This window comes from Pseudomonas sp., from assembly GCF_030698175.1.
GTDB lineage: Bacteria > Pseudomonadota > Gammaproteobacteria > Pseudomonadales > Pseudomonadaceae > Aquipseudomonas.
In genome coordinates, this window is record NZ_JAUYNT010000014.1 from 51,968 (window position 1) to 78,883 (window position 26,916).

Here is a 26,916-nt window from a genome sequence, read left to right on the forward strand (position 1 = left end):
GAGGAGCGCAAGCCCTCTCCCACAGGCCACTGCAACAAAGCTTACTGCTGCAGCAGACTGAGTACGGCCTGCGGCAGTTGATTGGCTTGCGCCAAGATGGCGGTGCCGGCCTGTTGCAAGATTTGGTTCTTGGTCAACTCCGAGGTTTCTGCGGCATAGTCGGTATCACGGATCCGGCTGCGGGCAGCAGAAGCGTTTTCACCAATGTTTTGCAAATTAGCAATGGTGTTTTCGAAGCGGTTTTGCACTGCACCCAACTGGGCTCGCTGGCTATCAATATTGGCGATCGCGCCACTGATAATACCCAGGGCATTCTGCGCACCTATGGCAGTGCCAACATCCACTTCCGAGGCACTATTAAGCGAGCTAAACACGCTGGCTGCCTGCAGACCACCATCAATAATGTCAAAGTTTTGCACCTCAAAGGTGTCCGGGGACTCCAAACGTAACTGCCCCACTGCGACAAAACTTTGGCCGTTGGTGACTACCTGCGCCAACCCTATCTCATCGCTTTCATCAACAGCGGTACCATCGTCGCCGGTGAAGGCTAACGTCTGCGCACTAAAGCCAATAGCGGCAGTTGCCGAAGTGAAGTCGGTCAGCAAGATGTCATCACCACGATCACTCGTTAGCTCAACGCCGCCCTCACGCGTAATTCTTGCCGAAACCCCGGTGGTGCCGGTTTCTTTATTGATTGCATCCGCCACACTGGACAGATCAGTCCAATCCGTAATGGTTGCGGAAATAGCCACGCCATCAGATTCCTGCGCGTTATTCACACCATACAAATTGAAGCTAACAGTTTCGGTATTGGTGGTCGTGCCGGTGAACGTCTCGAGACGCACCCCCGTCCGCGCTGTCGCCGTAACCCCGGTAGACTCAACTACGTTATTGATCCCTGCCGCTACTTGACGGGCCGAAGAGCCCGCAGCCAAAGCCACCGAAGCCTCCCCCAGCTTGCCAACAATGGTCAGACCCGCAGTGGTCGCCGGGGACGACGAATAACCGATACCTGCGGCTATACCGGCGTTATAGTCAGCCACTGTGGTGGCCGCGATGCCAGCTTGAGAGTTGGTAAGGGCTGCAGGGTTTAGCACCGCACTGCTGAATCGATTTACCCCGATACGTGAGGACGACGCCGCGCCAATTGACACGCTAATAGTCTCAAACGCATTGGCGCCAACCTGAAAGCTTTGTGAGCCAAAAGTACCGTCAAGAATCTTACGCCCACCAAAGGTGGTGGTTTCCGCAATGCGGTCGAGCTCTTGTTTTAGCTGCCCGACTTCAGTCTGCAGAGCAGCACGCTCACTGGCACCGTTAGAACCGTTGGCCGACTGCAGAGCCAAATCTCGAATGCGCTGTAAAATCCCGGTTGACTGCTGTAATGCACCTTCAGCCGTTTGGGATAATGAGATGCCATCATTGGAGTTGCGTACCGCCACGTTCAAGCCATTGATCTGACTGGTTAAACGGTTAGCTATTTGCAGACCTGCAGCATCATCTTTAGCGCTATTGATACGCAAGCCGGTTGATAGCCGCTGCAAAGAACTGTCCAAGCTTTTGGTTGCATTGGACAGATTTCGTTGAGTGTTCAGTGAAGCTACGTTGGTATTGACTGTCAGGGCCATGGTCTCTTCCTCCAGAGATTTTTACTAAGTCCGCCTGAGTCAGGCGCTCCGGGTCTGCATCCTTAGATGGGAGAGCCACGGGCACTAAATGTGCTGACAAAACTCAACATGCGACTTCCATGCCAACTACATAAATTAAATATAACCCTTATAAATCAATGAATTAAAAACGACACATAAATGCAGCGGCAAACTTTTGCCGGTTTATTGCCGCTGGCAATCGTGATGCTCACGTTAAGTACGACAAGACGCAAAGCGAATTCAATCTGCTGTAACAACCAGGGCGCAACTGAGTCGCACAAGCATCTGCGATCAGCCATTGGGGAGGATTTGCATAGACCTGAATCTAGGTGGTTTTCTGCAACTGAATAGACTTGCTAGCGCCCAAAAAATGACCGCTTTTAACCAAGAGTTTGAGCGAGACGGCAGAGGTGATGTTCATTGATAACGGGTAATTAGAGGGGGGATTTGTGCTCCGAAATACTGCGAGGAGCTCCTTATGAAGCTCCTCGACATCCAGCCATCAAGCGATGCGCTTGAGCCAAGCATTTGGCCAATGGGTAATGTTTTGACTCAAACTACTTTCGTTAAACGGCCATGCAGGTTGCTCAAGCAGAAACTGTGAATTGTCTTGAGCGAAGTCCAGCGCTGCCTGTGACGGGTTATCCGTACCCCAGCCCGGATTACCGCGCGGGACATCCGTTAAATCGCGCATCACACCATCGGTGGAAACAATATAAGAGCCCAGCGACACCAGGGGTGAATACAGCCGCAGCTCTTCACTGACGTGGGCATAGGTATGGTTGGAATCAAGAATTACCAGCACAGTTTCGCCCGGTTTGATCTGTGCCCGAACTTGCGCCACCACCTCGTCCGCAACAGCACTGCCCTCGATCAACGTCAGGTAGCTGAATAGCTCATGCTCCTCAATCGCCTTACGGTTGTGCGGACGAATTTCGATATCCACACCTACCACCCGCCCCTTGCCCATAGCCTTGAACAAGCTGGCGTAATAAATCAGCGAGCCGCCGTGGGCGATGCCGGTTTCGATGATGACGTCCGGTTTAACTTGGTAAATCACCTCCTGAATGCGCAGCATGTCTTCCGGCAACTGGATCACCGGTCGGCCCATCCATGAAAAGGTATAGGGGTATTTTTGGTTCCAGCCCAAGCGCACCCACTCTTTGGAAAGCAACTCAAACGACTCATCGGTGTAAAGCTCAAGCTCGCGAGTAACGCCGTGCTCATCCAGAATCAACTTGTTGTTGTCCGTGTCTACCGTCAGTTTCATGCTTGTGCCCCACTTTTATTGTCTTAGTTTTTAGCTTGGTTAATTGTGCTGAAGACTGTTTTGCCACCACGCCAAGGTGTCGTTTAAACCACTGTGCAGATCCACCTGTGCTTGCCAGCCAAGACTCGTCAACTTTTGTATATCGGCCACCAGCAACGGCGGATCGCCGGCCGGTGCCGCGATAGCGCCAAACCGTAGCAGCTCCTGCCGACCGAGTTGGCTGGCCAGGTATTCAACCACCGCTTGCAACCGTGTTGGTTGCCCACTGGCAATATTGAAGGCGCCGCAAGCCTGCACTTCAAGCAAGTGCAATAGCGCGCTGGCCACATCCTTAACATGAATAAAATCACGCAACTGCTGCCCGTGGCTGCAGCGCGCCTCTTGCCCACGCAACAAAGCCTGACAAGTCGCGGGCAGCAGCCGCCCCGACGGCTCGTGCGGGCCATAGACTTGAAAGATCCGCCCCCAGGCGACCGGCATTCCGTGCACCTGGGTAAAGACCTCACTCAACTCCCGCGCCGCGTTTTTGCAGCGACCGTAAACCGTCGCCGACTGCAAAGGTGTGAGCTCCTCTTGGCAGTAGCCATAGCGCCAGTCGTATTCGGCACAGGTGCCGGCAATTACCGCAGCTTCACCGCCGTTAAGCCGAAAAGCATCAAGCAACTCCAAGGTCGCGCGAACCCACAACAGATTTTCCGCCGAAGTCCAGTAACTGCCAGGCTTCGCGCACCACGCCAGGTGCACTAACTGCTGCGGACGCAGCTTGGCCAGCAGCGCACTAACCGCCACACCATCGAGCAAATCAACTCGATACCATTGCACGCGCGGATCACCAGCCGCCGAATTAAGGCCATGCACAGCATGCACCTGCAGACCTTTAGCCAGCAGCTCCTGCAGCACATATCTGCCGACAAAACCGCCGGCGCCGGTAACCAGTACGCTGCTCATCTCAACACTTGCGCAGCTGAGGGACTGCGACGACGAACTGGCCGCCCCAAGAGCGCACTTCGGCCAACTGCTGGGTGACCTCATCGAGCAGGTTCCACGGCAGCACCAGCACGTAGTCGGGTTTTTCATCGGCGATACGTTGCGGCGCCACCACGGCAATGCGGCTACCGGGCAAGTATTTACCCTGTTTATGCGGGTTAGCATCGGCGACCCAGGCCAAGAGATCGGCGCGCACCCCGGCGTAGTTGAGCAAGGTATTGCCCTTGGCCGCCGCGCCATAGCCCACTACCCGCTTACCGTCAGCCTTGGCCTGCAGCAAAAAACGCAACAGCTGATGTTTGATCTGCTCGGCAGCCGGCGCGAGGCTCGCGTAGTAAGCCGCGGTGCGCATGCCGGCACGCTCTTCCCGCGCCAGCAATGCGGCGACACTGGCGTTAGCCCCCTGCGGACCGCCGACTCGCTGCACATACACCCGCAGTGAGCCGCCATGGGTCGGTAACTCCTCGACATCGAAAATCGCCAGGCCATTACGGGCACACAGGGTCTGCACCGCCGTTAGCGACAGATAGCTGTAGTGCTCGTGATAAAGGGTGTCGAACTGGTTATCTGCCATTAGTCGCAGCAAATGGGGAAACTCAAAAGTAGCCACGCCGGCAGGCTTTAACAGGCAGGCAAATCCTTGCAGAAAATCGTTGATATCCGGCACATGGGCCAGCACGTTGTTGGCCACCATCAAGTCCGCCGAGCGGCCCTGCCCTACCAGGGTTTCAGCAGTCTGCACGCCGAAGAACAGCTCCTGAATCTCGATGCCCTTCTCCCGCGCCGCCCGCGCGGTGCTGGCGGTGGGCTCAACCCCGAAGCACGGAATTCCGCGCTGAGCCACGTATTGCAACAGATAACCGTCGTTGGCGGCGATTTCCACCACCACACTCTGGGCGCCCAAGGCAAAACGTTCGACCATCTGCGCGACGTAGCGCTCGGCATGGGCCAGCCAAGAACTGGAGTAGGAGCTGAAATAGGCATAGTCGGCATCAAACAGGCTGTCCGCAGCACGAAAATCCTCGGTCTGCACCAACCAGCAATGCTGGCAGACCATGACTCGCAGTGGCACCCATTGCTCGGCCTGATTCAGTTGCTCGGCGGCCAAGTAGGCATTTGACGGCGGCGCAGTACCCAGATCAATCAAAGACAGGGACAGCGGTGTGGCACAACCACGACAATTCATTGACGCACTCCTTGAAAACCCTCAGCCACTAGCGGGTGCAGCGCATCGCGAGCCGACAGATTAGTCACTGGCAATGGCCAGCTAATCGCCAGACGCGGATCGCTCACCCGCAAACCACCCTCATGCTCGGGGGCGTAGTCGGCACTGTGCAAATAGAGCAATTCGGCATCCGCGCTGAGCGCCTGAAAACCATGGGCAAAACCCGGCGGCAATAACAAACTGCGACCATCGCCGGCGACCAGATGCTCGGCATGCCAGTGCAGATAAGTCGGCGAATCCTGGCGAATATCCACCGCCACATCCCAAACCTCACCACGCAAGCAGCTGATCAATTTGGCCTCAGCCTGGGGGGCGCGCTGAAAATGCAAGCCGCGCACAGTGCCTTGCTCGTCGGTGCGTGAATGATTGATCTGCCGAACATGAAAAGGCTGACCGAAGGCGGCCAGACTGCCCTCGCAAAAAAGCCGGGCGAAGCGCCCGCGCGGGTCCTCATGGACCTGGTGCTGCAGGCAGAACAAGCCAGCCAGCGGCAACTCAATGAGCTTCATCTCACTCATTCCGCACTCCAATAGTCCGCCAATTGCTGCAGCGTCAGCGCCGACAAATCGTCGCCACGTTGCCACGCCAGGTGCCAGTCGAGGGTCCGTTGCAAACAGGTGTCCAGCGACCAGCGGGGGTGCCAGCCGAGTAGCTGGCGGGCGCGGCTGCTGTCCAGGCGCAGTAAACCGGCCTCATGCAAGTCACTCGCTTCAATCTGCAACCCCGGCGCTGCCGGCCAGCGCGCCGCGAGGCGCTCGACCACCGCACCGACACTGCACATATCCGCCTCGACCGGGCCGAAGTTCCACGCCCCGGCCACTGCCGAACCTTGCTGATACAGTCCTTGGGCCAGCTGCAGGTAACCGGCCAGCGGCTCCAGCGCGTGCTGCCACGGGCGCACTGCGTGCGGGTAGCGCAAGGTCACCGGCTCGCCCCGCGACCAAGACGCAAACACGTCGGGGATCAGTCGGTCGGCGGCAAAGTCGCCACCGCCCAGCACATTGCCGGCCCGCGCCGTGGCGATGGCCAAGCCATGTTCGGCGTAGCGGCCGGCTGGAAAATAGGAGCAGGCAAAAGACTGCGCCAACAACTCACAACAGGCCTTGCTGCTGCTGTAGGGGTCATGCCCGCCAAGGGCTTCATTCTCACGATAAGACCAGGCCCACTCCTGGTTGGCGTAGACCTTGTCGGTGGTCACCAGCACGCAGGCGCGCACGCAGGTCACGTGGCGAATTGCCTCCAATAGATGCAGGGTGCCCATCACATTACTGGCATAGGTACCGACCGGGTCGCGATAACCTTCGCGCACCAGCGGTTGCGCGGCCAGGTGCAGGACGATTTCCGGCTGCACCTCATTCACCAACGCCTGCAGTGCAGCCAGGTCACGCAAATCGCCGATCCGGCTGTCGATGCCCTCGCCGACCCGCGCCAACTCGAACAAACTTGGAATGGTATTGGGCGCCAAGGCGAAGCCCGTTACCTGCGCGCCCCAACTGCGCAACCACAGCGCCAGCCAGCCGCCTTTAAAGCCCGTATGGCCGGTGAGTAATACCCGTTTTCCTGCCCAGAACTGCCGATCTAAGACCACTGCTTCCACGGGGCCTCTCCACTTTGCCAGAGCTGTTCCAGGTAGTTCTTGTCCCGCAGGGTGTCCATCGGGTGCCAGAAGCCTTCGTGTTGAAAGGCCTGCAGTTGATCTTGCGCAGCCAACTGAATCAAGGGTTCGGCTTCCCAAGAGGTGTCATCGTCGGCAATCAGGGGCAGCACCTTGGGCGACAGCACAAAGAAGCCACCATTGATCCAGCCACCATCGCCACGCGGTTTTTCGGTGAAACCACGCACCGCATTACCATCACGTTCCAATGCGCCATAACGACCCGGCGGCTGCACGGCGGTAACCGTGGCCAGTTTGCCGTGCGCTTGATGAAAGGCTACCAGCGCGGCGATATTCAGGTCAGAAACGCCATCGCCATAGGTAAAGCAGAAGGCTTCTTCGTTTTCCAGATAGGCACCCGCGCGGCGTAAACGCCCGCCAGTCATGGTTTCCTCACCCGTGTCGACCAGGGTCACCCGCCACGGCTCGCTGTAGTTTTGATGCACTTCCATCTGATTGCTGCGCATATCAAAGGTGACATCGGAGGTGTGCAAAAAATAGTTGGCGAAAAAATCTTTGATCGCATAGCCCTTGTAGCCCAGGCAAATGACAAAGTCCTGAATGCCGTGGGCCGAGTACTGCTTCATTATGTGCCAGAGAATCGGCTTGCCGCCGATCTCGATCATCGGTTTAGGCTTTAAGTGCGATTCTTCGCTAATGCGCGTGCCCAGGCCACCGGCCAGAATGACTGCTTTCATTATTGTTCTCCTTGTTCACAGAAGCGCTGCCACATCTGCTGGTAGGTTTGTTCCATGCGCTGGGTAAAATCTGCTGCATTACATAACTTCGAAGCGCGCATTTCCTCACGTAACCCTTGACGAATAAGCGCCAGCTTCTCGATATCAGAAGCCAGCAGTACCAATTTATCGAGGTATTGCTCTTCGGTCTCGGCAGCCCACTCCTGACGACCCAAACCGCCGAGAATCAACGAACCGACCCGGCCCATTGACGGTCGATCACGCAGCGTGACGTAGGGCAATCCCATCCATAGACTTTCATAGAGCGTGGTGCCGGAATTATGCGGGAAACAATCTAAAGCGATGTCCATCGTCGAGAGCACATCCCACACCGGCGAGGTAAAACCAAAATGCAACCGCTCAGGCTCGATACCCTGCTCAGCAAACAGCGTCAAATAGTGCTCACGTAAACTCTGGTCATCGAAAGAGCCGCTATCGAGGGTCAAATGTGAGCCAGGCACACGCCTGAGTAACTCTGACCATACACGGATCACTCGGTGATTAAGACGCACAGGCCGAGTCAGGCTACCGAACGTAATGTAACCGTTCTGCACTGCCGGCAGCGGCGTAACCTCAGGCATCAGCGGGTTGGGCTGATACGCAATGGCCGGCCCTGGCATACGCCAAAGCTGCTCGGCGAAAGACGACTCACAGCCCTGCGGGAGCATTTCTGCATCGGCGAGGAAATAATCAACAGCCTTAAGCCCAGTGCCGAAGGCAAAACCCATCCACCAACTAACCTGCACCGGAGCCGGTTTTAGCGCGAAAATGCTGAGGCCATTGCCTGCAGTATGACCGGCCAAATCAATCAAGATATCAATTCCATCGGCTCGAATTTGCTCGGCTATCGCCAGATCACTCAACCCTACACAGTGCCGCCAATGATCGGCATAACCCACGAAACGCTCAGTAACTTGATCTTCACGGCGCACCAGTGAGTAGGCGAACACCTCAACCAGGGCGTGATCATGTTGACTCAGCAACGGCTCAATAAATAACGCACAGACATGATGACGAAAGTCTGGTGAGACATAACCAATCCGCAAACGGCGCTTAGAATCAAGCTTATTGGGGTAATCAAAATAGTGCCGCGGCGGAAAGTAACGCTGCACCACATCCTGATAAATCGCGAAGACTTGCTCGCCGCTCCAATCTGCATGGTAGTTGGCGAAAAACAAGGTATTGGTACGGGCCAGCGGACCATCGAGCACGCCACGAAGCAGTTCGATAGCACCATCCAAATTGCCTAAGTTAGCCTCAACGCCAGCCAGGTTTATTAACACCGGATTAAAGTTAGGATCTAGCTCCAGCGCCTTCTGATAAGCGACACGAGCCTCCTTCAAGCGACGTCCCGCACCTAAAATATTGCCTAAATTATTCCACAAGTTGGGCTCACTCGGATCCAATGCCAGGCCAACCTGCATGACCTTCTCAGCCTCATCGAGCAATTGAGCATCCAAATAGGTGTTAGCTAAGTTGTTCCAGGCTTTAGCCTGGTCAGGAGCAATGGCCAGCGCCCGCATAAAACAGCCCTCGGCTTCATGCTGACGACCCACGGACTGATACACACCACCGAGCATGTTCCAACCCGGCTGATAGTCCGGTTTCAGCTCCAGACCGCGCAACAGAAAGCCCAGCGCAGTCTGCGGATCTTGCTGTTTCTGGTACCACATACCCAGCCAGCAAAGTGCTTCGTGATGATTCACATTGATGCTAAGCGCATGTTCAAGTGACTGCTTTGCCTCATCGGTGGCGATATCAATCAACAACAAAGCCATACCCAGTTGTACCCAGGCATCCGCATTTTTCGGACAGGCTTGCGGCCAGGCTCGGGCCACCGCCAAAACATCCTCAACTCGCTGCGCACCGCTATAGAAACTCCAAAGCCGCTGCCAAGCCATGTCGCATTCGGGATGGCTTTGCGTCAGCTGGCGCAGAGTCGATTCCACCTCGGCGCCCTCTTGCCGGCGCGCATGGCAGGCGGCCAACACCAATGCGGCCCGCCACTGGCTGGCATCCTGCGCCAACACTTGCTGGGCCAGACGTTGTGCCAAGGTGATGTCATTGTCGAGTTCCAAGTCAGCCCGTGCGGCCAGCAGCTCCATGTCATCGGCAAAGGCCCGGCAAGCTTGTTTGAGCAACGGATACGCCGGCTTACGCTGCCCCAGGTAATAGCGCGCCAAACTTGCAGCCCGCAGCAAGGCAGGATCCAGGCTTTCAATATCGCTGGCCAGCGACAGCACATTGTTCCAGTCGGCGGCGGCAAAGGCCTCCAGCAGGCGCTGCTTCAACACCTGCTGCGAGCCTTTGGCCAAACAGCATTTTTTGTATTTAAGGCCGCTGCCACAGGGGCAGGGATCGTTGCGCCCAGGCTCCACCTCGGCAAACTGACTGATCAATTGCAAGCGCTGGTGCAACTGGGCGATCAACTCGAGGGTGTCGCGCGCCTCTGCATGCTCAGGTTCAAACTCAAGTACCTGCTGCAAGGCGGCGCGGGCGGCCGGCCAGTCTTGTAGCTGCAGATATGCCTTGGCCAATTGCATGGCGTATTCGACCTGCGCCGGCTCAAGCTCAAGCAGTTTGTCAAAGGCGCGTTTGGCGGTGGCGCTGTCATGACTGGCCAGCGCCGCCTCACCGAGCATGGCCCAAGCTTCGCGATCCTCAGGTTGATGGCGCAGCAAGCCATTACAACAGTTGCGGGTGCGGGTGTAATCGCCCTCCTCGAAGCCGAGGCGCAGTTGCCGCCGAAAAAACTCCACTAGCCATTCGGTGTCGATTTGCATGCAGTATCCCGTCAGTTTTCCAGCACTTTTTCCGCTACTGAAGAGATTAGCAATTTACACGCCAGCCACGCCGAGCAACTTAACGTAGCTGATCAAACAAATTCAGCCCGGCAATTTTCACATAACTCTGCTGGGCCGCTTCCAGCACTATGGTTTGAAACGACAGTCGCGATAAGGCCTCGGCGTAGTCCAGATCGCGCAGTTCCGACTGCACGGCTTTATTCACCAGGGTGACATCTTCGTTGTCGTTTTCGGTGGAGTCGACCAGGTTCATCCGTGCGCCAATTTCCGTTTGCACCTCCAGCACCTGACCTATGCCGTTGTCGAGGTTCTTCAAGGCGATATTGACCTCGTCACGAATCGCCAAGTTACCCACTGGCGAACTGGGGCTCGACTCCAGCGCCTGACGCAGACGCGCGATGGTATTGAGAATACCCCGCTGCTCTTGAAACTGCGGCTGCACGGTAAATTCATCACCCGTCGCAGCGGCGGCCGAAATGCTGAAATCGGCGCCGTACACACTGATGGTGTCGGGATAGGGCCCCGCCGCTACGCCACTGGCCACCGGCGTACTGGCCACACCGACCGGCTGCACATACACGTCGTAATTGCTGGCACTGGTGAACCGCAGCAAAACCCCGGAAGTCGGAAACTGCGCATCGAACACCGCCTGATTGCTGATGACGCCAGAGCCGACCGTGGCAACCGACGCATTGGCCGAGCCTCGCGTGACGGCAAAGCTGGTCGGCGCCGACTGCAGGGTAAAACTGTGGGTGTTAATTCCAGGGCTGCCGGGCGTTGCGGTATCGGCCAGCAAGCTGTCCAGATTCAAATCGTTGTCGCCCGGTTGCAACACCACATCCAACTGAAAACGCATGCCGCGAAAGTTGATTACGTTACCGCTATTGGACAATGGATCAATGGTGCCGCCATTGCTGGTTTGCGCCGTCACATCGACCCCGGCGCTGTCGTACAAACGAAACGAGGTGCCGCTCACCAAGGCCAAGGAGTAGGGTTCGCCGCTGCGAAAAGCAGTGTTGAAACTGTCGCTGTCATCCACCAAGCCAGGGGAGATAAACACCCGCTGATTGGCTGCTGGCACAGGTGCAATAGTGGTGGCTGGCAGCGGCGGCGTCGGCAAGGCCGGGTTATTGACCCCGGAAGCGTTGATGATCCGATTGGCATTAGTCACATCCTCAAACAGCCGGCGACCGTTATCGTTGATCGCCACCGTGGTCGAGCTGGCCACCTGCAAGCTGCGCTGGCCCTCATCACCGTTATAGGAATAAGTGTTATCCGGGTTGCGCACAAAGGGCTGGGTCTTGCCCAAAAAACCCGAGAACAGGTATTCACCCCGGGCGTTAGTGCTGTTCATTTGGCTGAGCAACTCGTTCTCACGCTCACCCAACTCTTTGGCAATGGCTTTACGATCCTGGCTTGAGAGGGCACCGCCACCGGCCTGCACTGTCAGCTCCCGAATCCGTTGCAGCACGTTAATAGTCGAACTTAAGGTGGTCTCTTCCTGGGTCAGACTGTTTTTCGCGGCGGTTAAATTCGCCTTGTACTGACCGAAGGTGGCCTGCTGTTGCTCTAACTGCAGCAAGCGCACCGACGCCACCGGATCATCGGCCGGGGTGAGGATGCGTTTGCCGCTGCTGATCTGCTCCTGGGTCTGGGTAACGTTGGCATAGTTGCGCTGAATGCCGCCAACTCCGTTGTTAAACGTCTGGATGGATGAGATGCGCATGACCATAGCAATTACCTCTTAATCGGTGAGCCTGAACCCCCACCCGGCCGCCCAAGGCGGCGCTGATCATCTAAACGTATTAATCAGCGTATCGAACAAGCTACGGGCAGTTTGAATGATTTGCGCCGAGGCTTGGTAGTACTGCTGAAACTGAATCAAATTGGCCGCTTCTTCGTCCAGGTTAACCGCCGACACCGAGTCACGGTTATCGGTGGCCTGCTTAAGTATCGCCCCGGTAGCCTCGCCATCGACACGCGCCTGGCTGGTCAAGGTCCCGACCCGCTCAACCAGATCGCCATAGGCGTCGGTAAAACTGGCCCCGGTGGTGGTTGGATTGAGCGGATCGACCCCCACCGTGCTTTTGGTCTGCAGGCTGGTCAGTTTCAAAGCATTGCGGTTGTCCGAGACTCCGCTGGTGTTAAAGCCCACGGTGAAATTATCGCCCTGCTCCGGCCGACCGCTGAGGGTTAGCTCGAAGGCAAAGCTGCTCGGTACACTCGGCAGGTTAATCGGCACCGTCAGCGTCAACTTGTTGTTTTGCCCAGGCACTATGCTGCCACTGGTCACGGTCGCACCATTGATGTCCAGCACGTTATAGGTCTGGGTAGCACCGCCGGTCGCGCCCATGACGATGCGCAGTGGCGGTGCGTTGCGCAGGCTGGTTTCCATGTTCGCTTTAGCAAGCGGATCATAAATATCAATCGTGGTCACCAGGCTCGGCTGGGTAACAATCCCCGAGCCAATGTTGGCGGGGCTTTTAGCCACCTTCAGAGGCGCGGCGAAGGCCAGAGCATCGGCTTTTTTCAGATCGGCGCGAATATCAGAGGCACCACCGCGGGTTGGCGTCAGCAAAAAACGGTCGCCGGCCGCATAGATACCGCTGGCGCTGTTAAGCGCGAAGCCATCCACCACCGAGGCCGCAGGTGGCGGCTGAACCGTGATGTCGATGGGGCCAAAATTGGTCCCGTCAGAGATGCGTCGAACCGTGTAGTTAGTCGCGCTGGTGAAGGTGACCTCATAATCGCTGTTGCTAAGCTGGGTGGTGTCTTCAATCAGCACATTGAGGTTGGCGGTCGGGTCACTGTTGCCAATGCGCGCAATGCTGCGCTGACCGGTGCTGATCGGGTCATTGATATCGCGGAACAATTTCTCGCCAAAATTGCCCTTTAAATCCAATCCCTGACCCAACTGGCTATTGATTTGATCGGACACCGACAAGGCCAAGCGCCCCACCGAGTTGAGCGTCACATCCAGCACATCTTCGCGATAGCGAATCAAACCACCCAGCTCGCCACCCGTGATCAGTGGGGTGATGCCTTGGCGCGAGTTGCCGCTGACAAACTGCACTTCGCTGCGCAGCGGATCGGCAGAGCCGGTCACCACCTCCAGGCGCGCGGCAGAGTTACCCACCACCAATGGCTGGCCGGAGCCGACAAAGATATTCAGGGTGTTGTCATCTTGCGGCACCACGGTAATGCCAATCGACTCCGACAGTTTGCGCACCGCCTCTTCGCGGGCATCCAGCAGATCGTTGGGTTGCAAACCATTGGAGGCGGCGATGGCAATGGCATCGTTATAACCGGCAATCGAGGTGGCCAACTGATTGACCTGCTCGCTGACCGCCGACAATTGCTTGTTGATAAAGCCATTTTGCTCATACAGGCGGTCGTACACGGTGTTAAAACGCTTGGCCACGCCCTCGGCCTCGGACAGCACCAACTGCCGTGCCGGAATATTGGCCGGATCTTCGGCCGCGGTTTGTAGCGCCGAAAACAGCCGCTGCAAACCCGGCGTAATCCCGGTGGTGGTGCCCGCCAACAAGGCGTCGAGCTGATTGATCTGACTCAGGTAACTTTCGGCATCTTTATTGAGCGCCGTACTGCTGCGCACCTGGGTGGTCAAGAAATCGCTATAGATGCGCCGCACGTCCACCAGGGTGCTGCCGGAGCCTATATAACCACCGCCACTGAACTGCGGCACATTGGTCGCCTGCACAGCTTCCTGCCGGGAAAATCCGGGGGTCTTGACGTTGCTGATGTTGTGCCCGGTAATCGCCAGCGCGGTCTTGTTGACCGACAGGCCGGACAGGCCAATATTGAGCAAGTCAGCCATGACTCACCTCCGAGCTTGGCGACTGCGAGCATGGCAGCTCTGCATTAGGTGGGAAGTTAGTCATGCTCAACCTCAGCCCTTGCTCGTCGCGACGTCTACCGACGCGACTGCTTGATAGGTTTGCATTTGTTTGGCGATCTGCGCCACTTTGTTGGCGTATTGAGGGTCGGTGGCATAGCCGGCGCGCTGCAGTTCACGGACGAAGGTTTTCGGGTTGGCGGCAGAGTCTAGCGCGTTGTCATAGCGCTCGTTGTTCTGCAAAAAGCTGACGTAGTCATTGAAGCTTTGCTCGAACGAGCCATAGGCACGAAACGAGGCGGACTCTTTAGTCGGCTTGCCGTCAACATATTCGGTGGTCAGCACCCGCGCCGACTCGCCCTGCCAACTGTTATGGGCCTTGATCCCGAACAGGTTATGACTGCTGCTGCCGTCCTGCTGGCGAATAATCGATTTGCCCCAGCCCGTTTCCAGCGCCGCCTGGGCAACCAGATAGTTCGCATCGACGCCAATTTTCTCGGCGGCGGCCTGGGCCATGGGCAACATGGTGGCGACAAATTCTTGCGGCGAGCTAAAGGCTGCCTTGCCCGGCGCCAGCGGTGGCTGGGCCAAGCGCCGGCCACTAATGGCATCGCTGCCATTAATGCTCAGGGCTTTGTCGGCTGGTGCGGCAAAGCTCTTGGCTGCCAGCCAGTCGTTCTGCGCCAATGGCTGGCCAGCTGCGGCGGCAGTCGGCGGCACAATGCCGGCCAGCAAGCGATCAGCCAAACGTGCCGGCAAGGCCAGCCGGCGTTGATTGAGCAGTTTTGAATCATCGTGCACAGCACCAGCAGATGCTGCCGCGTCGCCGGTCAAGCGGTTCGGTTGCACGCCGGAGGCGACCTGAGCAAAGGGATTAGTCCGGGCAGCACCTGGGCGCAGGGTTTTGCCCAGCTGACGCTCGAGCACATCAGCCAAACCGATACCGTTTTGCTTGGACATGGTCACAGCCAACTGCTGGTCGTACATATCCCGGTAGGCTTTGCTCTCATTACTGTTCATGAAATTGCCGTCGCCCACCACATCGCCGGCCTTACGCATGGCCTTGAGCATTTCATTCATAAACAGCGACTCAAACTCCTGCGCCACTTTGTGGATATTGGCTTCGCTGTCACGGTCTTTACCAACCTTGAGCTGATTGAGGCGGTTAAGGTCGGTAAAAGCACCGGAGTCGTGAGCGGCGCCAACGCCAGCATTGAGTCGTGAGTTCATAACAGCACCTCAAATTACTATCAGGTCGGCTTGCAGCGCGCCGGCTTGTTTAAGGGCTTCCAAGATCGCCATCAAATCGCTTGGCGATGCGCCCACCTGGTTAACCGCACGGACGATTTCATCCAGTGTGGTGCCCGGGCCAAACTTGAACATCGGCTTGAGTTCTTGCTCGGCACTGACCTTCGACTTGGGCACCACCACAGTATCGCCACCGGCCAAGGCATTCGGCTGGCTGACGATCGGCTCCTCGGTAATGGTCACCGTCAGGCTGCCATGGGTGACGGCCGCCGGCTGCACCCGCACGTTCTGACCGATAACGATGGTGCCGGTCCGGGCGTTGATGATGATCTTGGCCACCGCCTGCCCGGCCTCGATTTCGAGGTTTTCCAGAATCGACAGGTAATCGACCCGTTGACCCGGATCGAGCGGCGCACTGACCCGCACCGAGCCGGCATCCAGCGCCTGCGCCACACCCGGCCCGAGCAGTTCGTTGACCTTGTCGACGATGCGCTTGGCGGTGGTGAAGTCGGCGCGATTGAGATTAAGCGTTAACGTGTTGCCCTGATCGAAACCACTCGGCACTGGCCGCTCGACGCTGGCGCCATTGGGAATGCGTCCGGAAGACGGCACGTTGACGGTGATCTTCGAGCCGTCCGCGCCTTCGGCGTCAAAGCCGCCAACCACCAAGCTGCCCTGGGCGATGGCGTAGATGTTGCCGTCCACGCCTTTCAGTGGCGCCATCAACAGGCTGCCGCCGCGTAGGCTCTTGGCGTTACCGATCGAGTTAACCGTGACATCAATGCTTTGCCCGGGCCTGGCGAACGCAGGCAGGTCGGCATACAGGGCCACCGCAGCGACGTTTTTCAACTGGGCGTTGCCACCGACCGGCACCTTGATACCAAACTGCGCCATCATGTTATTGAAGGTCTGCAGGGTGAAAGGCGTTTGTGTGGTCTGATCGCCAGTGCCATTGAGGCCAACCACCAAACCGTAGCCGAGCAATTGGTTAGCCCGAACGCCTTGGATACTGGCCAGGTCTTTCAGGCGCTCGGCCTGCGCACCGGTGGCCAGCAACAGCAGGCCAAGCCCAACCAATAAAGTTTTCATGGTCAGCACCTTAGAACGGCCACAACGGGCTGATGAGCATGCGGTCGAGCCATCCCGGCTGACTGGCATCGGCGAAGGCGCCGGTGCCAGAATAGGTGATGCGTGAATCCGCCACCCGGGTCGAAGACACGGTGTTGTCGGTGGCGATATCGTCGGGGCGAATCAGCCCGGCAATGCGCATCAGTTCATCGCCGGTATTGAGCGTCAGCCATTTCTCGCCACGCACCGAGAGCACGCCATTGGGCAGCACTTCCGCCACGGTCACGGTGATCGAGCCGCTCAGGCTGTTGCTTTGCGCCGCCACGCTCTTGCCTTCGGTGTCGCGCGAACCGCTGTATCCCACATCCAGATTGAGGTTGGCGGCACTCAACGGATTAAGGTCGGAATCTGGGTTATCCACCGAAACGCCGCTACCAAACAACGACGTCAGGCCCATTTTCGCCGTGCTGTCCTTGGCAATTTTGGAGTTAGCGCCTTTGCTCGCCTGGGTTTTTTCATTCAGGGTGATGGTGATGATGTCGCCAACCCGATACGCCTTGCGATCGTCATACAGGTTGCTGGCAAAGCCTGGCTGAAAAATAGCGCCGTTGTTCTGCGCCGCCGGCAGGGGCGTGCGCGGCATGACCGGCGAAAAATAAGGATCATTGGGCTTTGCCACCGGCGCCACACAGCCACTCAAAGCCACAGCGCCAAGGGTGATCAGTACAGTCATTAGCCGGTTCATCGCTACTACCTCAGTTGCATGGCGACACCTTGCGATGCCAATGGTGGGTTACGCCGCGACTGGCTAACCCACCCTACGATTAAAGATTCTGACTAAGGAAACCGAGCATCTGGTCAGAGGTGGAAATGACCTTGGAATTCATCTCGTAGGCGCGCTGGGTGGTGATCATATTGACCAGCTCCTCAACCACGCTGACGTTGGAGTTCTCCAGGGTGTTCTGCAGCACCGGGCCCAAACCGGTCAGGCCGGGAGTACCGACTTGTGGCGCGCCGCTGGCACCGGTTTCCAAAAACAGGTTATTGCCGATTGCCTGCAAGCCCGCCGGGTTAACGAAGTCGGCGGTCTGAATATTGCCCACCACCTGCGGCGTCGGATTGCCGCTAACGGTCACCGATACAGTGCCATCCTCACCCACGGTCAAGGTCTGCACCTCGGCCGGCAAGACAATCGCAGGCTCAAGGGAAAAGCCCTGAGAGGTCACCATCTGACCGTTGGAATCGAGGTGAAAACTGCCGTCGCGGGTATAAGACACAGTGCCGTCAGGCTGCAAAATCTGGAAAAACCCGCGGCCATTGACCGCCATATCCAAAGGCTGCTCGGTGGTTTGCAGGCCACCCTGAGTGAACAACTTAGAGGTGCCAACAATCCGCACCCCGGTACCCAACTGCAACCCGGTCGGCAGCTGAGTGTCTTGGCTCGACTGCGCGCCAGGCTGGCGACGAATCTGATAGAGCAAGTCCTGGAACTCGGCACGATCACGCTTAAAGCCGGTGGTCGAGACGTTGGCCAAGTTGTTGGAAATAGTCGTCAGGTTCATGTCCTGAGCGGCCAATCCGGTTTTACTGACCCACAGTGCAGGCATCATAGTGATTCTCCTCGAGCGCCAGTTTCACGGCGCCTCGCGCTGGTAATTAGCCCGATTTATTAACTAATCTGCAAAACCCGCGCCATCGCCGTGTCATTGTCTTCGGCGGTGCGCATCATCTTGATATGCAGTTCAAATTGACGGGACAGCGACAGGATCGCCGTCATCTCCTCGACCGCATTAACGTTGCTGGCCTGCAAGAAGCCGGAGTCCAGCCGCACGGTAGCGTCGGCCTGCAGCTGGCCGACACCCTTGAAATGGATCATGCCGTCGGCGCCCTTCTCCATCTGTTTGAGGTCAGGCTTGACCAGCTTGAGACGGTCAACTTCGGCAATCACACTCGGCCCCTCGCCGAGGGCGCGAATGCTGATGGTGCCGTCTTGGCCGATTTCGATTTTCTGCTCAGGCGGCACCGCTATCGGCCCACCATTGCCCATCACCGGCAAACCACTGCCGGTGCGCAGCATGCCCAGAGCGTCGACCTTTAGGCTGGCGCTGCGCACATAGGCTTCGCTGCCGTCCGGGGCCTGCACGGCCAACCAGCCATCCGCCTGAACGGAAACATCCAGATCACTACCGGTTTCCTGCAGGGCGCCGGCGGTGAAGTCGGTGCCTGGCCGCTCGGTCATGGCATACACCCGAGTGGGCAGCGCCTCACCGAACAAGGGCATTGAACGGGCCTGTTCGAAATCGCGCTGAAAGCCACTGGTCGAGACGTTCGCCAAGTTATTGGCGTGGGCGCGCTGGGCCAATGTGTTCTGGCTGGCGCCGGTCATGGCGACGTACAACATTTTGTCCATGGCTTGCCTCCTCGGGTGGGCGCTGATCGCCCGCTGCTCTGTTAGCACTAACAAAGCAATCCCTATGCCATAGCAAAAATATTTCGTAAGCAATTGAAAAATATAAATTTAACAAAACAACAAAACCCCTTTCGGGGCTTATTGAGGTGAGCCGACGGCCAGTGACTGCCGCCTGCGGCAAAGTGCTTGCCGCAGGCGTGAGAGGTGTTGCAGAAGCTTAGAATCGGCTCTAGGCCGTCGCGAGCGCAGGTCAGGCAAGGCGCTACGCAGCGAAGCGGAGTAACAGCCAAAGGCTGGCCCGCAGGGCGAGTGCAGCGAGTAAAACAGGCGAGGAAGCGGAGTTTACAAGTAGTAAATGAGCGCCCGAGCCTGCTTTCAACGCTGCATGGCCAAGCCAGCAGGCCTTGAGCAGACTCTTAACGCAGATTGATAATGGTCTGAGTAATAGCGCTCTCAGTCTCGATGGTCTTGGCGTTGGCCTGGTAGTTACGCTGCGCAACGATCAGGTTCACCAGCTGGTCCGACAGCTCGACGTTGGAGTCCTCCAGCGCACCCGACTGCAGCGCCCCCAAGGTGCCGCTGCGGGGCGTCCCCACCACCGGCTCGCCGGATTCAAACGACTGAATCCAGGCGGTTTTGCCCACCGGAGTCAAACCCTGCTGATTGGCAAAGTTGGCCAATACCACCTGGCCTTGAATTTTCGACTGACCATTGGTGTAGCGGGCGAACATGATCCCGGTGTCATCCACCTCGAGCCCGGATAACTGGCCGGTGGTATAGCCATCTTGGGTCACACTGCTGACGGCGAAAGTACTGGAAAACTGGGTCGCGGTGCGTAAATCAATATTCACCCCAGTCGCACTGGCGGATGCGCCATTACTACTCCAAACCGGCGGAATCGCCGTATTCGGGGCGGCCGGCACCCAGTTAGTCATATCCAGGGTGCCATCCACCGCATTAACAGTGAAATCGGTCGAGGTTTGCGCGGTTAATAACCCCGCAGTACTGAAGGTCAAGCCCGCAGTAAAGGGCGTGGTCAGAGTCGGATCAAGCGGATTACGCCCATCAATCAAAGTATTCATCTGCCAGACATTGGGCCCGGTTTTCAGAAAATACTGAGTCAATACATGGGAGTTACCCTGTGAGTCATAAATATTGGTCGAGGTCGCCGAGTTGTAACTGGTGGGGTCGTTAGGGTCGAAGGTCAGGTTGGTCGGAATCTGATTGGTCGAGTTCAAGTTAAAACTTTGATCCATTTGAGTGGTGGCCTTCGGGGCCTGACTGGCGGTCTGAACCCGCAAATCACTGACCACACCGTTTTGCAAATTGCCATTCACGTCCACCGCATAGCCTTGCAAGTTATAACCGAAGTTATTCACCACAAAACCTTCTTTATCGGTGCCGAAATAGCCGGCACGGGTGTAGCTAACATCACCGTTGTTGCTGGTTTGAAAAAAACCATTGCCGTTAATCGCCAGATCCAAACCGTTCTGGGTGTTGTTGGTGTTGCCTTGTTTGAACAATTGCGAAACCCCCGCCAGCAGCACCCCGCTGCCGACAGGATTTGCCCCTCCCCCCACGGTTTGCGCCGCATACACGTCCGCAAACTCGGCACGCGATTGCTTGAAGCCAACGGTACCGGCGTTGGCGATGTTATTGCCGGTGACGTTCAAGTCACTGGTTGCCGCCCGCAGACCACTAAGACCGACGTTAAATGACATGAGATGACTCCTTGGCCGGTAGCGCCGGCACTGATAACGGCTAGCTTACTGACCGATGACCTGAACTTTGGACAATCCAATACTGCCAAGGCCGGCGAGATTGAGCATCAACTCACCGCCGTTCTGCCCCAGGGTGACGCTATCGACGTTAGCCGGCAACATGGTGCTAAGGCCTTTGGTCTCCGAACCGTAACTGGCTTGCGCTTGAAACTTGTAAGTGCCGGGCGGCAATAACTTGCCGCTGGCGTCTTTGCCGTCCCACATAAAGCTGACATTACCGGCCGCCTGGGCGCCCAGATTGACCCGACTCACCGAGGCGCCGGCATTGTCGTAGACGTTGACATAGACATTGCTACTGCTGACCGGCAGCGCCAGGCTCGCCTTGAAGGTTTCCTTGGTATCCACCACCGCCTTATCGGTCGGCACTATCACCTTGCGCCCCACCAAAGAGGATGCCTGTAACGCCTGCGAAGACTGATAGCCGGAGACCAGCGACTCCATGCTGGTGTTCAGCTTGCCAATCCCCTCCACTTGGCTGAACTGCGCCAACTGAGCGATAAAGGCGCCGTTGTCTTGCGGCGACAGCGGGTCCTGATTATTCAACTGGGCAACCAGCAGATTAAGAAACTCATTTTTGCCCAGCTCCTTATTCGCCGGAGCCGCGCTCTTGAGTTGATACTGGTCAAGAACCGTGCCTGTGGCATTAGTGCTATCGATGCTCATGGTCATCCCTCATTCGCGGTTTACTGGCCCAGGGTCAGTACACGCTGCATCATCTGCTTGGCGGTATTCATCATTTCAACGTTGGTCTGAAAGGCCCGGCTGGCGGAAATCATGTCGGCCATCTCCTCAACCACGTTGACGTTGGGGTAATAGACATAACCACTGGCATCGGCGGCCGGATGATTAGGCTCATAGCGCGGCGTCAGACTGCTTTGATCTTCAATCACACCCAACACCTGCACGCCGGCGCCTGCCTGATCCTGATCGGCAAACAGCGAGTCACTGCCCTGCTGCGCGCCTTGAAACATCGTGGCAAATACCGGATGCCGCGCGCGGTAAGTCTTATCCACACTTGAAGACACAGTCTCGGCGTTGGCGATATTGCTGGAGATGGTATTAAGCCGAGTGCTCTGGGCACTCATGCCGGTCCCGGCGATATTAAATACACTGGCTAGTGACATGACTGGACTCTCCGTTATTCGCCGCGTATCGCGCCGATGAGACCTTTAAACTTGCTATTGAGCAGGGTAAAACTGGCCTGAAACTGCACCGAGTTTTCCGCATAGCTCGCCTGCTCCAGCTGCAAATCGACGGTGTTCTGGTCCAGCGATGGCGCCGCCGGGGTGCGATACAGCAGGCTTGAATCGCCTACCGGAAAACCATCGACTTCGATGTGCCGGCTATTATTGCGATTGAGTTGAAACTGTCCGCCCTGGGCTTTGCCACTCTGCTCTGCAAGTACCGAGGCAAAATCCAGATCGCGCGCCTTGAAACCCGGCGTATCGGCATTGGCCATATTGTTAGCCAACACCTCAGCCCGCTGAGCGCGAAAGCTAAGGGCCTTATCGTGAATACCGAGTGCGGAAGCGAAGCTAATGTTCATGGTCTGAAGACCTTGCCTGAATGTGCCTGATCAACACAAAGCAAAGCTTATGCCATAAAATTTATTCGTTATATTTCAATAACTTAAAAAATTAATGGCATCTTCAGCCCAGCCAAGCGGCAAAGCCTTTCCGCTTCGTTCAGCCTAAGCGGCAAAGCTTCAGGGCTTTTACTGGGGCAAAAAAATGAAGGCCGAAGCCTTCATTTTTGTGCAACGCAATCGCCTTACTTGGCTTTATAAATAATCCCAGGGCTGCACTGGACCATTTGATAATGGTCCGGTAAGCCATTGAGCGCCTCTGAGGCGCCCAGGAACAGATAACCGCCAGGTTTTAACGTGCCATGAATGCGTAACAAGATGTCCTTCTTCACTTCCGCCGAGAAGTAAATCAACACGTTGCGGCAAAACACCACGTCGAACTTGCCAAGGCTTGCGTAGCTGTCGAGCAAGTTAAGCGCACGAAACTCAACCCTCGCCTTAATCGCCGGCTTAATCGCCCAACGACCCAGACCTTTGGGATCGAAGTATTTCTGCAAGCGCTCCGGCGACAAGCCGCGGCCCATTGCCAAGCTGTCGTACTCACCCGATTTACAGGCGGTCAGCATTGAACCGGACAGGTCAGTGGCAACAATTTGCATGCCAGCCTTAAGCTGGCCCAGATTGCTGCGCTCAAATTCTTCGGCCGTCATCGACAGCGAATAAGGTTCTTGCCCCGAAGAACACGCCGCCGACCAGATACGCAAGCGCTGCCCGGAGTTGGCTTTAAGCAACTCAGGCATCACACGATTTTTTAGCACTTCGAAGGGATAGGTATCACGAAACCACAGGGTTTCGTTGGTAGTCATGGCATCGACCACCTGTTCTCGCAAACCGCTGCGCGGCTGTCCCTGCATCTGCTGCACCAGCTCACCCAAGGTCTTGATGCCTTGCTGCTCCATCAGCTTATTGAGCCGACTAGACACCAGATAAAGCTTGTTGCTGCCCAGCAAAATACCACAGGCTTTTTCCAGGAAGACACGGAACTGCTCGAAATCCAGATTACCTGAAGTCACTAAGGACGCCTCACCGCTCATATGTATTACTGAGAGCCAAGCCCTCAGTCCCCATCTGCCGCATTGATCCGCGCAACCACTCGCGCCGCCAATTCGTCAGGGCGAAACTTAGCCAGAAAGTCATCGGCACCCACCTTTTTCACCATTGCCTGGTTAAACACCCCAGAAAGCGAAGTATGCAGGATGATATGCAATTTCTGCATGCGCGGGTCAGCACGAATTTCAGCGGTCAGGGTGTAACCGTCCATTTCCGGCATCTCAATATCGGAAATCAGCATCAGCAGCTCACGCTCGGGCTGCTTGCCTTCCGCGACCATGCTGCGCAGGTAATCATAAGCCGCCCGTCCATCATTGAGCGCCACCACCTCAACCCCAATGGTTTCAAGGCAACGAATAACCTGCTTACGCGCCACCGATGAGTCATCGCAAATCAGCACACGCTTGGTCACCGCCTTAGCCTGGGTCGCGACGTCTACCACGCCCTCAGAGATCACCTCAGAAGTCGGTGCCACCTCCGCGAGGATTTTCTCCACATCGATGATTTCCACCAGCTGATTATCAACCCGCGTCACTGCCGTTAAGTAGTGATCGCGCCCAGTGCCCTTGGGTGGCGGATGGATCTCTTCCCAGTTCATGTTGACGATCCGCTCAACCGAGCGCACCAGAAACCCCTGAACCTTGGTGTTGTATTCAGTAATGATCACGAAGCTGCTTTTAAGATCTTCCAGCCCCGTCCCACCCGTGGCTATAGCCAAATCAAGGATAGGGATAGTGCCACCGCGCAAACTCGCCACCCCGCGGACCACGCGACTGGATTTAGGCATGATGGTGAGTTTGGGGCACTGCAGCACCTCCTTCACCTTGAACACATTTATCCCATACAGCTGATTGCCTGCGAGGCGAAACAACAGCAACTCAAGACGGTTTTGCCCCACCAGCTGTGTTCGCTGGTTAACCGAATCCATTACACCGGCCATGCCCTGACTCCTTACATTTAAGTCTGCGGACGTACCACCCAGAGTAGCAGGCGGCACGGGCCTTGCTTTTCAATAGTGATGAAAATCAAACCGACATTTTTCCGACGTTTACTGGCAGCTTGCCAGTTATCCCTTGTTTTGCCTGCGTTACTCGGCGCGGCGTATCAGCCGGGCAGCACGACGGCAGAGGCAACGCTGCCTGAACAACTTATCGGCAGCGGCCAGCAATTTCTTGAACAAGCCGTTAGCGACTATTTGCAGCGTAGCGAAATTCAAGCGCGACATGAGATTGAAATTCATCAACTGGACCCGCGCTTGCGCCTACCCGTCTGTGACAAAGCCCTAAGCACAGCGCTGGAAAGTCCAGCGCAACCGGTAGGGCGAGTCACCATCAAGGTGCGTTGCGAAGGCACGAACCCCTGGACCATTTTTGTCCCAGGACAGGTACATATTTACCGCAGCGTATTAATCGCCAGCAGGCCACTCAAGCGCGCAACCGTACTCAGCGAGACCGACTTAAAACTGGTTGAGCGCGACGTAGGCCTACTTAACCAGGGTTACCTGACCAGCATTGAGCAGGCAGTCGACAAAAAACTGACGCGACAATTGCTGACTGACCAGGTGCTCGCCCCCGCGCACCTGCAGCAAGCCGAAGTAATTCGTAAAGGCGACCACGTAGTCATAACCGCTCGCAGCGCCGGTATCAGCGTACGCATGACGGGTGAGGCGCTTACCGATGGCGCTCTAGGTGAGCAAATCCGGGTACGTAACCAAGGCTCAGGGCGCTCAATTAGAGTCCGAGTAACGGGCCCCGGCCAGGTGGAAGCCCCCATGTAGGCATGAATCTTGTAGCGCAATCAGCCAGTGATTTCCTACACTAGATGAGTGATTGAAAATTTTTCCCTAAAGTTTTCTTCACCACCGCCGAAAAGCTAGACAAGCGTCCAAACACTGTTCGAGGTTTTGCATCATGGTTATCGACTTCAACCGCCCCAACAACGTCAGCGGCCCTAGCGGCAGCGGTCGCGCTGGCACCGCTCAGTCGAGTACCGTCAGTGATGAGTCGAGCGCCGGCAAAGCCACCCAGGCGAGCACCGCAGCGGCTCAGCCGAGCGCGGCAAAAAGTGGCGAATCGGTGCAATTGAGCAGCGAAGCGCAACACCTGCAAAAGGTCACGGACAAACTGCGCGACCTGCCATCAGTCAACAAAGAGCAGGTCGCACGTTTAAAGCAAGCAATTAGTGATGGCAGCTACCAGGTAGATAACCAGCGCGTTGCCAGCAAATTGCTCGACTTCGAATCCCAGCGCTAGTCTAAGGGCTGCGCTGGGGCCATTGGACGCCCAACTCCCCAGAGCCCAACATGCACGACACCGAATTCCTACAACAGTTGCATGACGACATCGGTATAGCTCAACAACTGCTTGAACTTATTCAGGCTGAGTTTGCCGCTCTTGGTGAGCGTGACTTAGCCCATCTCGATCAAATTCTCAGCGCCAAACTGCCACTGCTTAGCCAGCTCGATCAGCATGGTCGCCAGCGCAGCCAGCGGCTCCTCAGCTTGCAATTAACGGCCGACCTCGCGGGCCTGCAACAGCTGGCAGCACAGTCCGCGCTAGGCGCTGAATTGCTCACCCGTAGCGATGAACTCGGTACATTGCTCGAACAATGCCAGTCAGCCAACTTGCGCAATGGCCGACTCATTCGCGCCAACCAGTCAACAGTTGGCAGTGTCCTGGGGATTCTACGCGGCAACGAAACCCCAAGCCTCTATGACAGCCGCGGCAGTACCGCTAGAATCGCCCACCAGCGCCCGCTCAGTCAGGCCTAAAAACAACAGGCGCGAGGACATGCCGGCTTAATGCCAGTATGCTAGAGCCGATTATTTTTGTGCCTGGAGTGTTCCGGACCGTGTCAACCCCCTTCACCGAAAGCACCGGCGAGCAGCCGCCCAAGACGCTAAAGACCGCAGCAGAGGTTTTCGCCAACCTGCGCCAACTGCAGCAGAGCCATGATCCGTTAGTGATTAGCTTCCCCGAGCGCAGCCAACACTTCCAAAGCTACCTTGTCGAAGTTAATCGCGAGCGCGGGCTGCTGGCACTCGATGAGCTAGTGCCAAATGATGGCGAGCGCTTTATCCAGAACGGCGAAAGCTTCTATGTTGAAGGCTTCCATGAAGGCGTGCGTATTGCGTGGAAATGCGAACAAAAAGTTCAAATCGGCGAGCTGGAAGGTTCTCGCTGCTACTGGAGCGCATTGCCCGCCGAAGTGATTTATCACCAGCGCCGTAATGCCTTTCGGGCCAAGCTTAAGCAAGGCCCATCGATTGGCATCGAACTGGCCGGCAACAAGCTAAGCAAAGGCATTAAAGGCCAGTTACTGGACATGTCCGCCACGGGCTGCAAACTGCGTTTTCAAGGCGACTTGAATAACCGCCTGCAACCAGGACAGGTCTACGAACAGCTCACCCTGCAGTTACCCTTCGGTTCGATTACCACTGCGGTAGAGCTGCGCTACACAAGCTACCAAGACAAGCTCGACATCACCTTTGCCGGATTGCGGTTTTTCCGCGTGGAGGGTTTGGCTCAACGCCAGATCGAACGCTTTGTATTTCAACTCCAGCGCGATGCCCGGCAACAGGATTAACCCTCCA

General features: G+C 56.7%; 25 protein-coding genes. 4 read left to right on the forward strand and 21 right to left on the reverse strand.

The window, feature by feature from the left end:
* Positions 1–41: 41 nt before the first annotated feature.
* The 21 genes from Q8R10_RS06285 to Q8R10_RS06385 form a co-directional block, all read right to left on the reverse strand.
* Positions 42–1,628, reverse strand: a complete 1,587-nt coding sequence (locus tag Q8R10_RS06285; RefSeq protein ID WP_305652052.1) for a flagellin — start codon at positions 1,626–1,628, stop codon at positions 42–44.
* Between the two features lie 523 nt (positions 1,629–2,151).
* Positions 2,152–2,919 (reverse strand): cephalosporin hydroxylase family protein, encoded by a 768-nt coding sequence (locus Q8R10_RS06290; protein WP_305652054.1) that lies wholly within the window; start codon positions 2,917–2,919, stop codon positions 2,152–2,154.
* A gap of 39 nt (positions 2,920–2,958) precedes the next feature.
* Entirely contained in the window at positions 2,959–3,867 is a 909-nt protein-coding gene (locus tag Q8R10_RS06295) for an NAD(P)-dependent oxidoreductase (RefSeq protein ID WP_305652056.1), read from the reverse strand.
* A 1-nt stretch (position 3,868) separates the two neighbouring features.
* Positions 3,869–5,092, reverse strand: coding sequence for a class I SAM-dependent methyltransferase (locus Q8R10_RS06300; RefSeq protein WP_305652058.1), 1,224 nt, complete (start codon positions 5,090–5,092; stop codon positions 3,869–3,871).
* Positions 5,089–5,649, reverse strand: coding sequence for a dTDP-4-dehydrorhamnose 3,5-epimerase family protein (locus Q8R10_RS06305; protein WP_305652059.1), 561 nt, complete (start codon positions 5,647–5,649; stop codon positions 5,089–5,091). Before Q8R10_RS06305 ends, Q8R10_RS06300 begins: the two co-directional genes overlap by 4 nt.
* Complete coding sequence (gene rfbG, locus Q8R10_RS06310; protein ID WP_305652060.1) at positions 5,646–6,728, reverse strand: CDP-glucose 4,6-dehydratase; 1,083 nt, start codon at positions 6,726–6,728, stop codon at positions 5,646–5,648. The genes Q8R10_RS06305 and rfbG overlap by 4 nt, the downstream gene beginning before the upstream one ends.
* Positions 6,710–7,483 (reverse strand): glucose-1-phosphate cytidylyltransferase, encoded by a 774-nt coding sequence (rfbF, locus tag Q8R10_RS06315; RefSeq protein ID WP_305652062.1) that lies wholly within the window; start codon positions 7,481–7,483, stop codon positions 6,710–6,712. Before rfbF ends, rfbG begins: the two co-directional genes overlap by 19 nt.
* A complete protein-coding gene (locus Q8R10_RS06320; RefSeq protein WP_305652065.1) occupies positions 7,483–10,305 on the reverse strand; it encodes a tetratricopeptide repeat protein in 2,823 nt (940 codons plus the stop codon). Before Q8R10_RS06320 ends, rfbF begins: the two co-directional genes overlap by 1 nt.
* A 79-nt stretch (positions 10,306–10,384) precedes the next feature.
* A complete protein-coding gene (locus tag Q8R10_RS06325; protein ID WP_305652067.1) occupies positions 10,385–12,052 on the reverse strand; it encodes a flagellar hook-associated protein 3 in 1,668 nt (555 codons plus the stop codon).
* 66 nt (positions 12,053–12,118) lie between these two features.
* The gene (flgK, locus tag Q8R10_RS06330; RefSeq protein ID WP_305652068.1) at positions 12,119–14,164 is read right to left on the reverse strand and encodes a flagellar hook-associated protein FlgK; all 2,046 of its coding nucleotides are present in this window, start codon (positions 14,162–14,164) and stop codon (positions 12,119–12,121) included.
* A 72-nt stretch (positions 14,165–14,236) separates the two neighbouring features.
* Positions 14,237–15,412, reverse strand: coding sequence for a flagellar assembly peptidoglycan hydrolase FlgJ (gene flgJ, locus Q8R10_RS06335; RefSeq protein ID WP_305652070.1), 1,176 nt, complete (start codon positions 15,410–15,412; stop codon positions 14,237–14,239).
* Positions 15,413–15,421: 9 nt separating this feature from the next.
* Entirely contained in the window at positions 15,422–16,519 is a 1,098-nt protein-coding gene (locus Q8R10_RS06340; protein WP_305652072.1) for a flagellar basal body P-ring protein FlgI, read from the reverse strand.
* 10 nt (positions 16,520–16,529) lie between these two features.
* Positions 16,530–17,243: a flagellar basal body L-ring protein FlgH gene (gene flgH, locus Q8R10_RS06345; protein ID WP_305652074.1), complete on the reverse strand. Its 714-nt coding sequence runs from the start codon at positions 17,241–17,243 to the stop codon at positions 16,530–16,532.
* A 79-nt stretch (positions 17,244–17,322) separates the two neighbouring features.
* Positions 17,323–18,108, reverse strand: a complete 786-nt coding sequence (flgG, locus tag Q8R10_RS06350; protein WP_305652075.1) for a flagellar basal-body rod protein FlgG — start codon at positions 18,106–18,108, stop codon at positions 17,323–17,325.
* A 59-nt stretch (positions 18,109–18,167) separates the two neighbouring features.
* A complete protein-coding gene (locus Q8R10_RS06355) occupies positions 18,168–18,908 on the reverse strand; it encodes a flagellar basal body rod protein FlgF (RefSeq protein ID WP_305652077.1) in 741 nt (246 codons plus the stop codon).
* A 416-nt stretch (positions 18,909–19,324) separates the two neighbouring features.
* Complete coding sequence (gene flgE, locus Q8R10_RS06360) at positions 19,325–20,629, reverse strand: flagellar hook protein FlgE (RefSeq protein ID WP_305652079.1); 1,305 nt, start codon at positions 20,627–20,629, stop codon at positions 19,325–19,327.
* 45 nt (positions 20,630–20,674) lie between these two features.
* The gene (gene flgD / locus Q8R10_RS06365) at positions 20,675–21,352 is read right to left on the reverse strand and encodes a flagellar hook assembly protein FlgD (RefSeq protein ID WP_305652081.1); all 678 of its coding nucleotides are present in this window, start codon (positions 21,350–21,352) and stop codon (positions 20,675–20,677) included.
* Between the two features lie 20 nt (positions 21,353–21,372).
* Positions 21,373–21,813 (reverse strand): flagellar basal body rod protein FlgC, encoded by a 441-nt coding sequence (flgC, locus tag Q8R10_RS06370; protein ID WP_305652083.1) that lies wholly within the window; start codon positions 21,811–21,813, stop codon positions 21,373–21,375.
* A 14-nt stretch (positions 21,814–21,827) separates the two neighbouring features.
* On the reverse strand, positions 21,828–22,235 hold the full coding sequence (gene flgB / locus Q8R10_RS06375; RefSeq protein ID WP_305652084.1) for a flagellar basal body rod protein FlgB: 408 nt from the start codon (positions 22,233–22,235) through the stop codon (positions 21,828–21,830).
* Positions 22,236–22,459: 224 nt separating this feature from the next.
* The gene (gene cheR / locus Q8R10_RS06380) at positions 22,460–23,308 is read right to left on the reverse strand and encodes a protein-glutamate O-methyltransferase CheR (protein ID WP_371133295.1); all 849 of its coding nucleotides are present in this window, start codon (positions 23,306–23,308) and stop codon (positions 22,460–22,462) included.
* Between the two features lie 23 nt (positions 23,309–23,331).
* A complete protein-coding gene (locus Q8R10_RS06385; RefSeq protein WP_305652087.1) occupies positions 23,332–24,264 on the reverse strand; it encodes a chemotaxis protein CheV in 933 nt (310 codons plus the stop codon).
* A 78-nt stretch (positions 24,265–24,342) separates the two neighbouring features.
* On the opposite strand from Q8R10_RS06385, the gene flgA reads away from it, so the two are divergent.
* The 4 genes from flgA (at position 24,343) to Q8R10_RS06405 (ending at position 26,909) form a co-directional block, all read left to right on the forward strand.
* Complete coding sequence (flgA, locus tag Q8R10_RS06390; protein WP_305652089.1) at positions 24,343–25,101, forward strand: flagellar basal body P-ring formation chaperone FlgA; 759 nt, start codon at positions 24,343–24,345, stop codon at positions 25,099–25,101.
* A gap of 133 nt (positions 25,102–25,234) precedes the next feature.
* Complete coding sequence (gene flgM / locus Q8R10_RS06395) at positions 25,235–25,576, forward strand: flagellar biosynthesis anti-sigma factor FlgM (protein ID WP_305652091.1); 342 nt, start codon at positions 25,235–25,237, stop codon at positions 25,574–25,576.
* Positions 25,577–25,626: 50 nt separating this feature from the next.
* On the forward strand, positions 25,627–26,094 hold the full coding sequence (locus tag Q8R10_RS06400; protein WP_305652092.1) for a flagella synthesis protein FlgN: 468 nt from the start codon (positions 25,627–25,629) through the stop codon (positions 26,092–26,094).
* Positions 26,095–26,174: 80 nt separating this feature from the next.
* Entirely contained in the window at positions 26,175–26,909 is a 735-nt protein-coding gene (locus Q8R10_RS06405) for a flagellar brake protein (RefSeq protein ID WP_371133296.1), read from the forward strand.
* Positions 26,910–26,916: the final 7 nt, after the last annotated feature.

What these genes read in the sequence shown, in the direction of transcription:
- Q8R10_RS06320 (WP_305652065.1), bottom strand. Translation starts at nt 10,305, where the DNA reads ATGCAAATCGACACCGAATGGCTAGTGGAGTTTTTTCGGCGGCAACTG.
- flgG (WP_305652075.1), bottom strand. Translation starts at nt 18,108, where the DNA reads ATGATGCCTGCACTGTGGGTCAGTAAAACCGGATTGGCCGCTCAGGAC.
- Q8R10_RS06325 (WP_305652067.1), bottom strand. Translation starts at nt 12,052, where the DNA reads ATGCGCATCTCATCCATCCAGACGTTTAACAACGGAGTTGGCGGCATT.
- flgH (WP_305652074.1), bottom strand. Translation starts at nt 17,243, where the DNA reads ATGAACCGGCTAATGACTGTACTGATCACCCTTGGCGCTGTGGCTTTG.
- Q8R10_RS06300 (WP_305652058.1), bottom strand. Translation starts at nt 5,092, where the DNA reads ATGAATTGTCGTGGTTGTGCCACACCGCTGTCCCTGTCTTTGATTGAT.
- cheR (WP_371133295.1), bottom strand. Translation starts at nt 23,308, where the DNA reads ATGAGCGGTGAGGCGTCCTTAGTGACTTCAGGTAATCTGGATTTCGAG.
- flgJ (WP_305652070.1), bottom strand. Translation starts at nt 15,412, where the DNA reads ATGAACTCACGACTCAATGCTGGCGTTGGCGCCGCTCACGACTCCGGT.
- flgM (WP_305652091.1), top strand. Translation starts at nt 25,235, where the DNA reads ATGGTTATCGACTTCAACCGCCCCAACAACGTCAGCGGCCCTAGCGGC.
- Q8R10_RS06295 (WP_305652056.1), bottom strand. Translation starts at nt 3,867, where the DNA reads ATGAGCAGCGTACTGGTTACCGGCGCCGGCGGTTTTGTCGGCAGATAT.
- flgA (WP_305652089.1), top strand. Translation starts at nt 24,343, where the DNA reads ATGAAAATCAAACCGACATTTTTCCGACGTTTACTGGCAGCTTGCCAG.
- flgC (WP_305652083.1), bottom strand. Translation starts at nt 21,813, where the DNA reads ATGTCACTAGCCAGTGTATTTAATATCGCCGGGACCGGCATGAGTGCC.
- flgE (WP_305652079.1), bottom strand. Translation starts at nt 20,629, where the DNA reads ATGTCATTTAACGTCGGTCTTAGTGGTCTGCGGGCGGCAACCAGTGAC.
- Q8R10_RS06355 (WP_305652077.1), bottom strand. Translation starts at nt 18,908, where the DNA reads ATGGACAAAATGTTGTACGTCGCCATGACCGGCGCCAGCCAGAACACA.
- flgB (WP_305652084.1), bottom strand. Translation starts at nt 22,235, where the DNA reads ATGAACATTAGCTTCGCTTCCGCACTCGGTATTCACGATAAGGCCCTT.
- Q8R10_RS06285 (WP_305652052.1), bottom strand. Translation starts at nt 1,628, where the DNA reads ATGGCCCTGACAGTCAATACCAACGTAGCTTCACTGAACACTCAACGA.
- rfbF (WP_305652062.1), bottom strand. Translation starts at nt 7,483, where the DNA reads ATGAAAGCAGTCATTCTGGCCGGTGGCCTGGGCACGCGCATTAGCGAA.
- Q8R10_RS06400 (WP_305652092.1), top strand. Translation starts at nt 25,627, where the DNA reads ATGCACGACACCGAATTCCTACAACAGTTGCATGACGACATCGGTATA.
- Q8R10_RS06340 (WP_305652072.1), bottom strand. Translation starts at nt 16,519, where the DNA reads ATGAAAACTTTATTGGTTGGGCTTGGCCTGCTGTTGCTGGCCACCGGT.
- Q8R10_RS06305 (WP_305652059.1), bottom strand. Translation starts at nt 5,649, where the DNA reads ATGAGTGAGATGAAGCTCATTGAGTTGCCGCTGGCTGGCTTGTTCTGC.
- flgK (WP_305652068.1), bottom strand. Translation starts at nt 14,164, where the DNA reads ATGGCTGACTTGCTCAATATTGGCCTGTCCGGCCTGTCGGTCAACAAG.
- Q8R10_RS06385 (WP_305652087.1), bottom strand. Translation starts at nt 24,264, where the DNA reads ATGGCCGGTGTAATGGATTCGGTTAACCAGCGAACACAGCTGGTGGGG.
- flgD (WP_305652081.1), bottom strand. Translation starts at nt 21,352, where the DNA reads ATGAGCATCGATAGCACTAATGCCACAGGCACGGTTCTTGACCAGTAT.
- Q8R10_RS06290 (WP_305652054.1), bottom strand. Translation starts at nt 2,919, where the DNA reads ATGAAACTGACGGTAGACACGGACAACAACAAGTTGATTCTGGATGAG.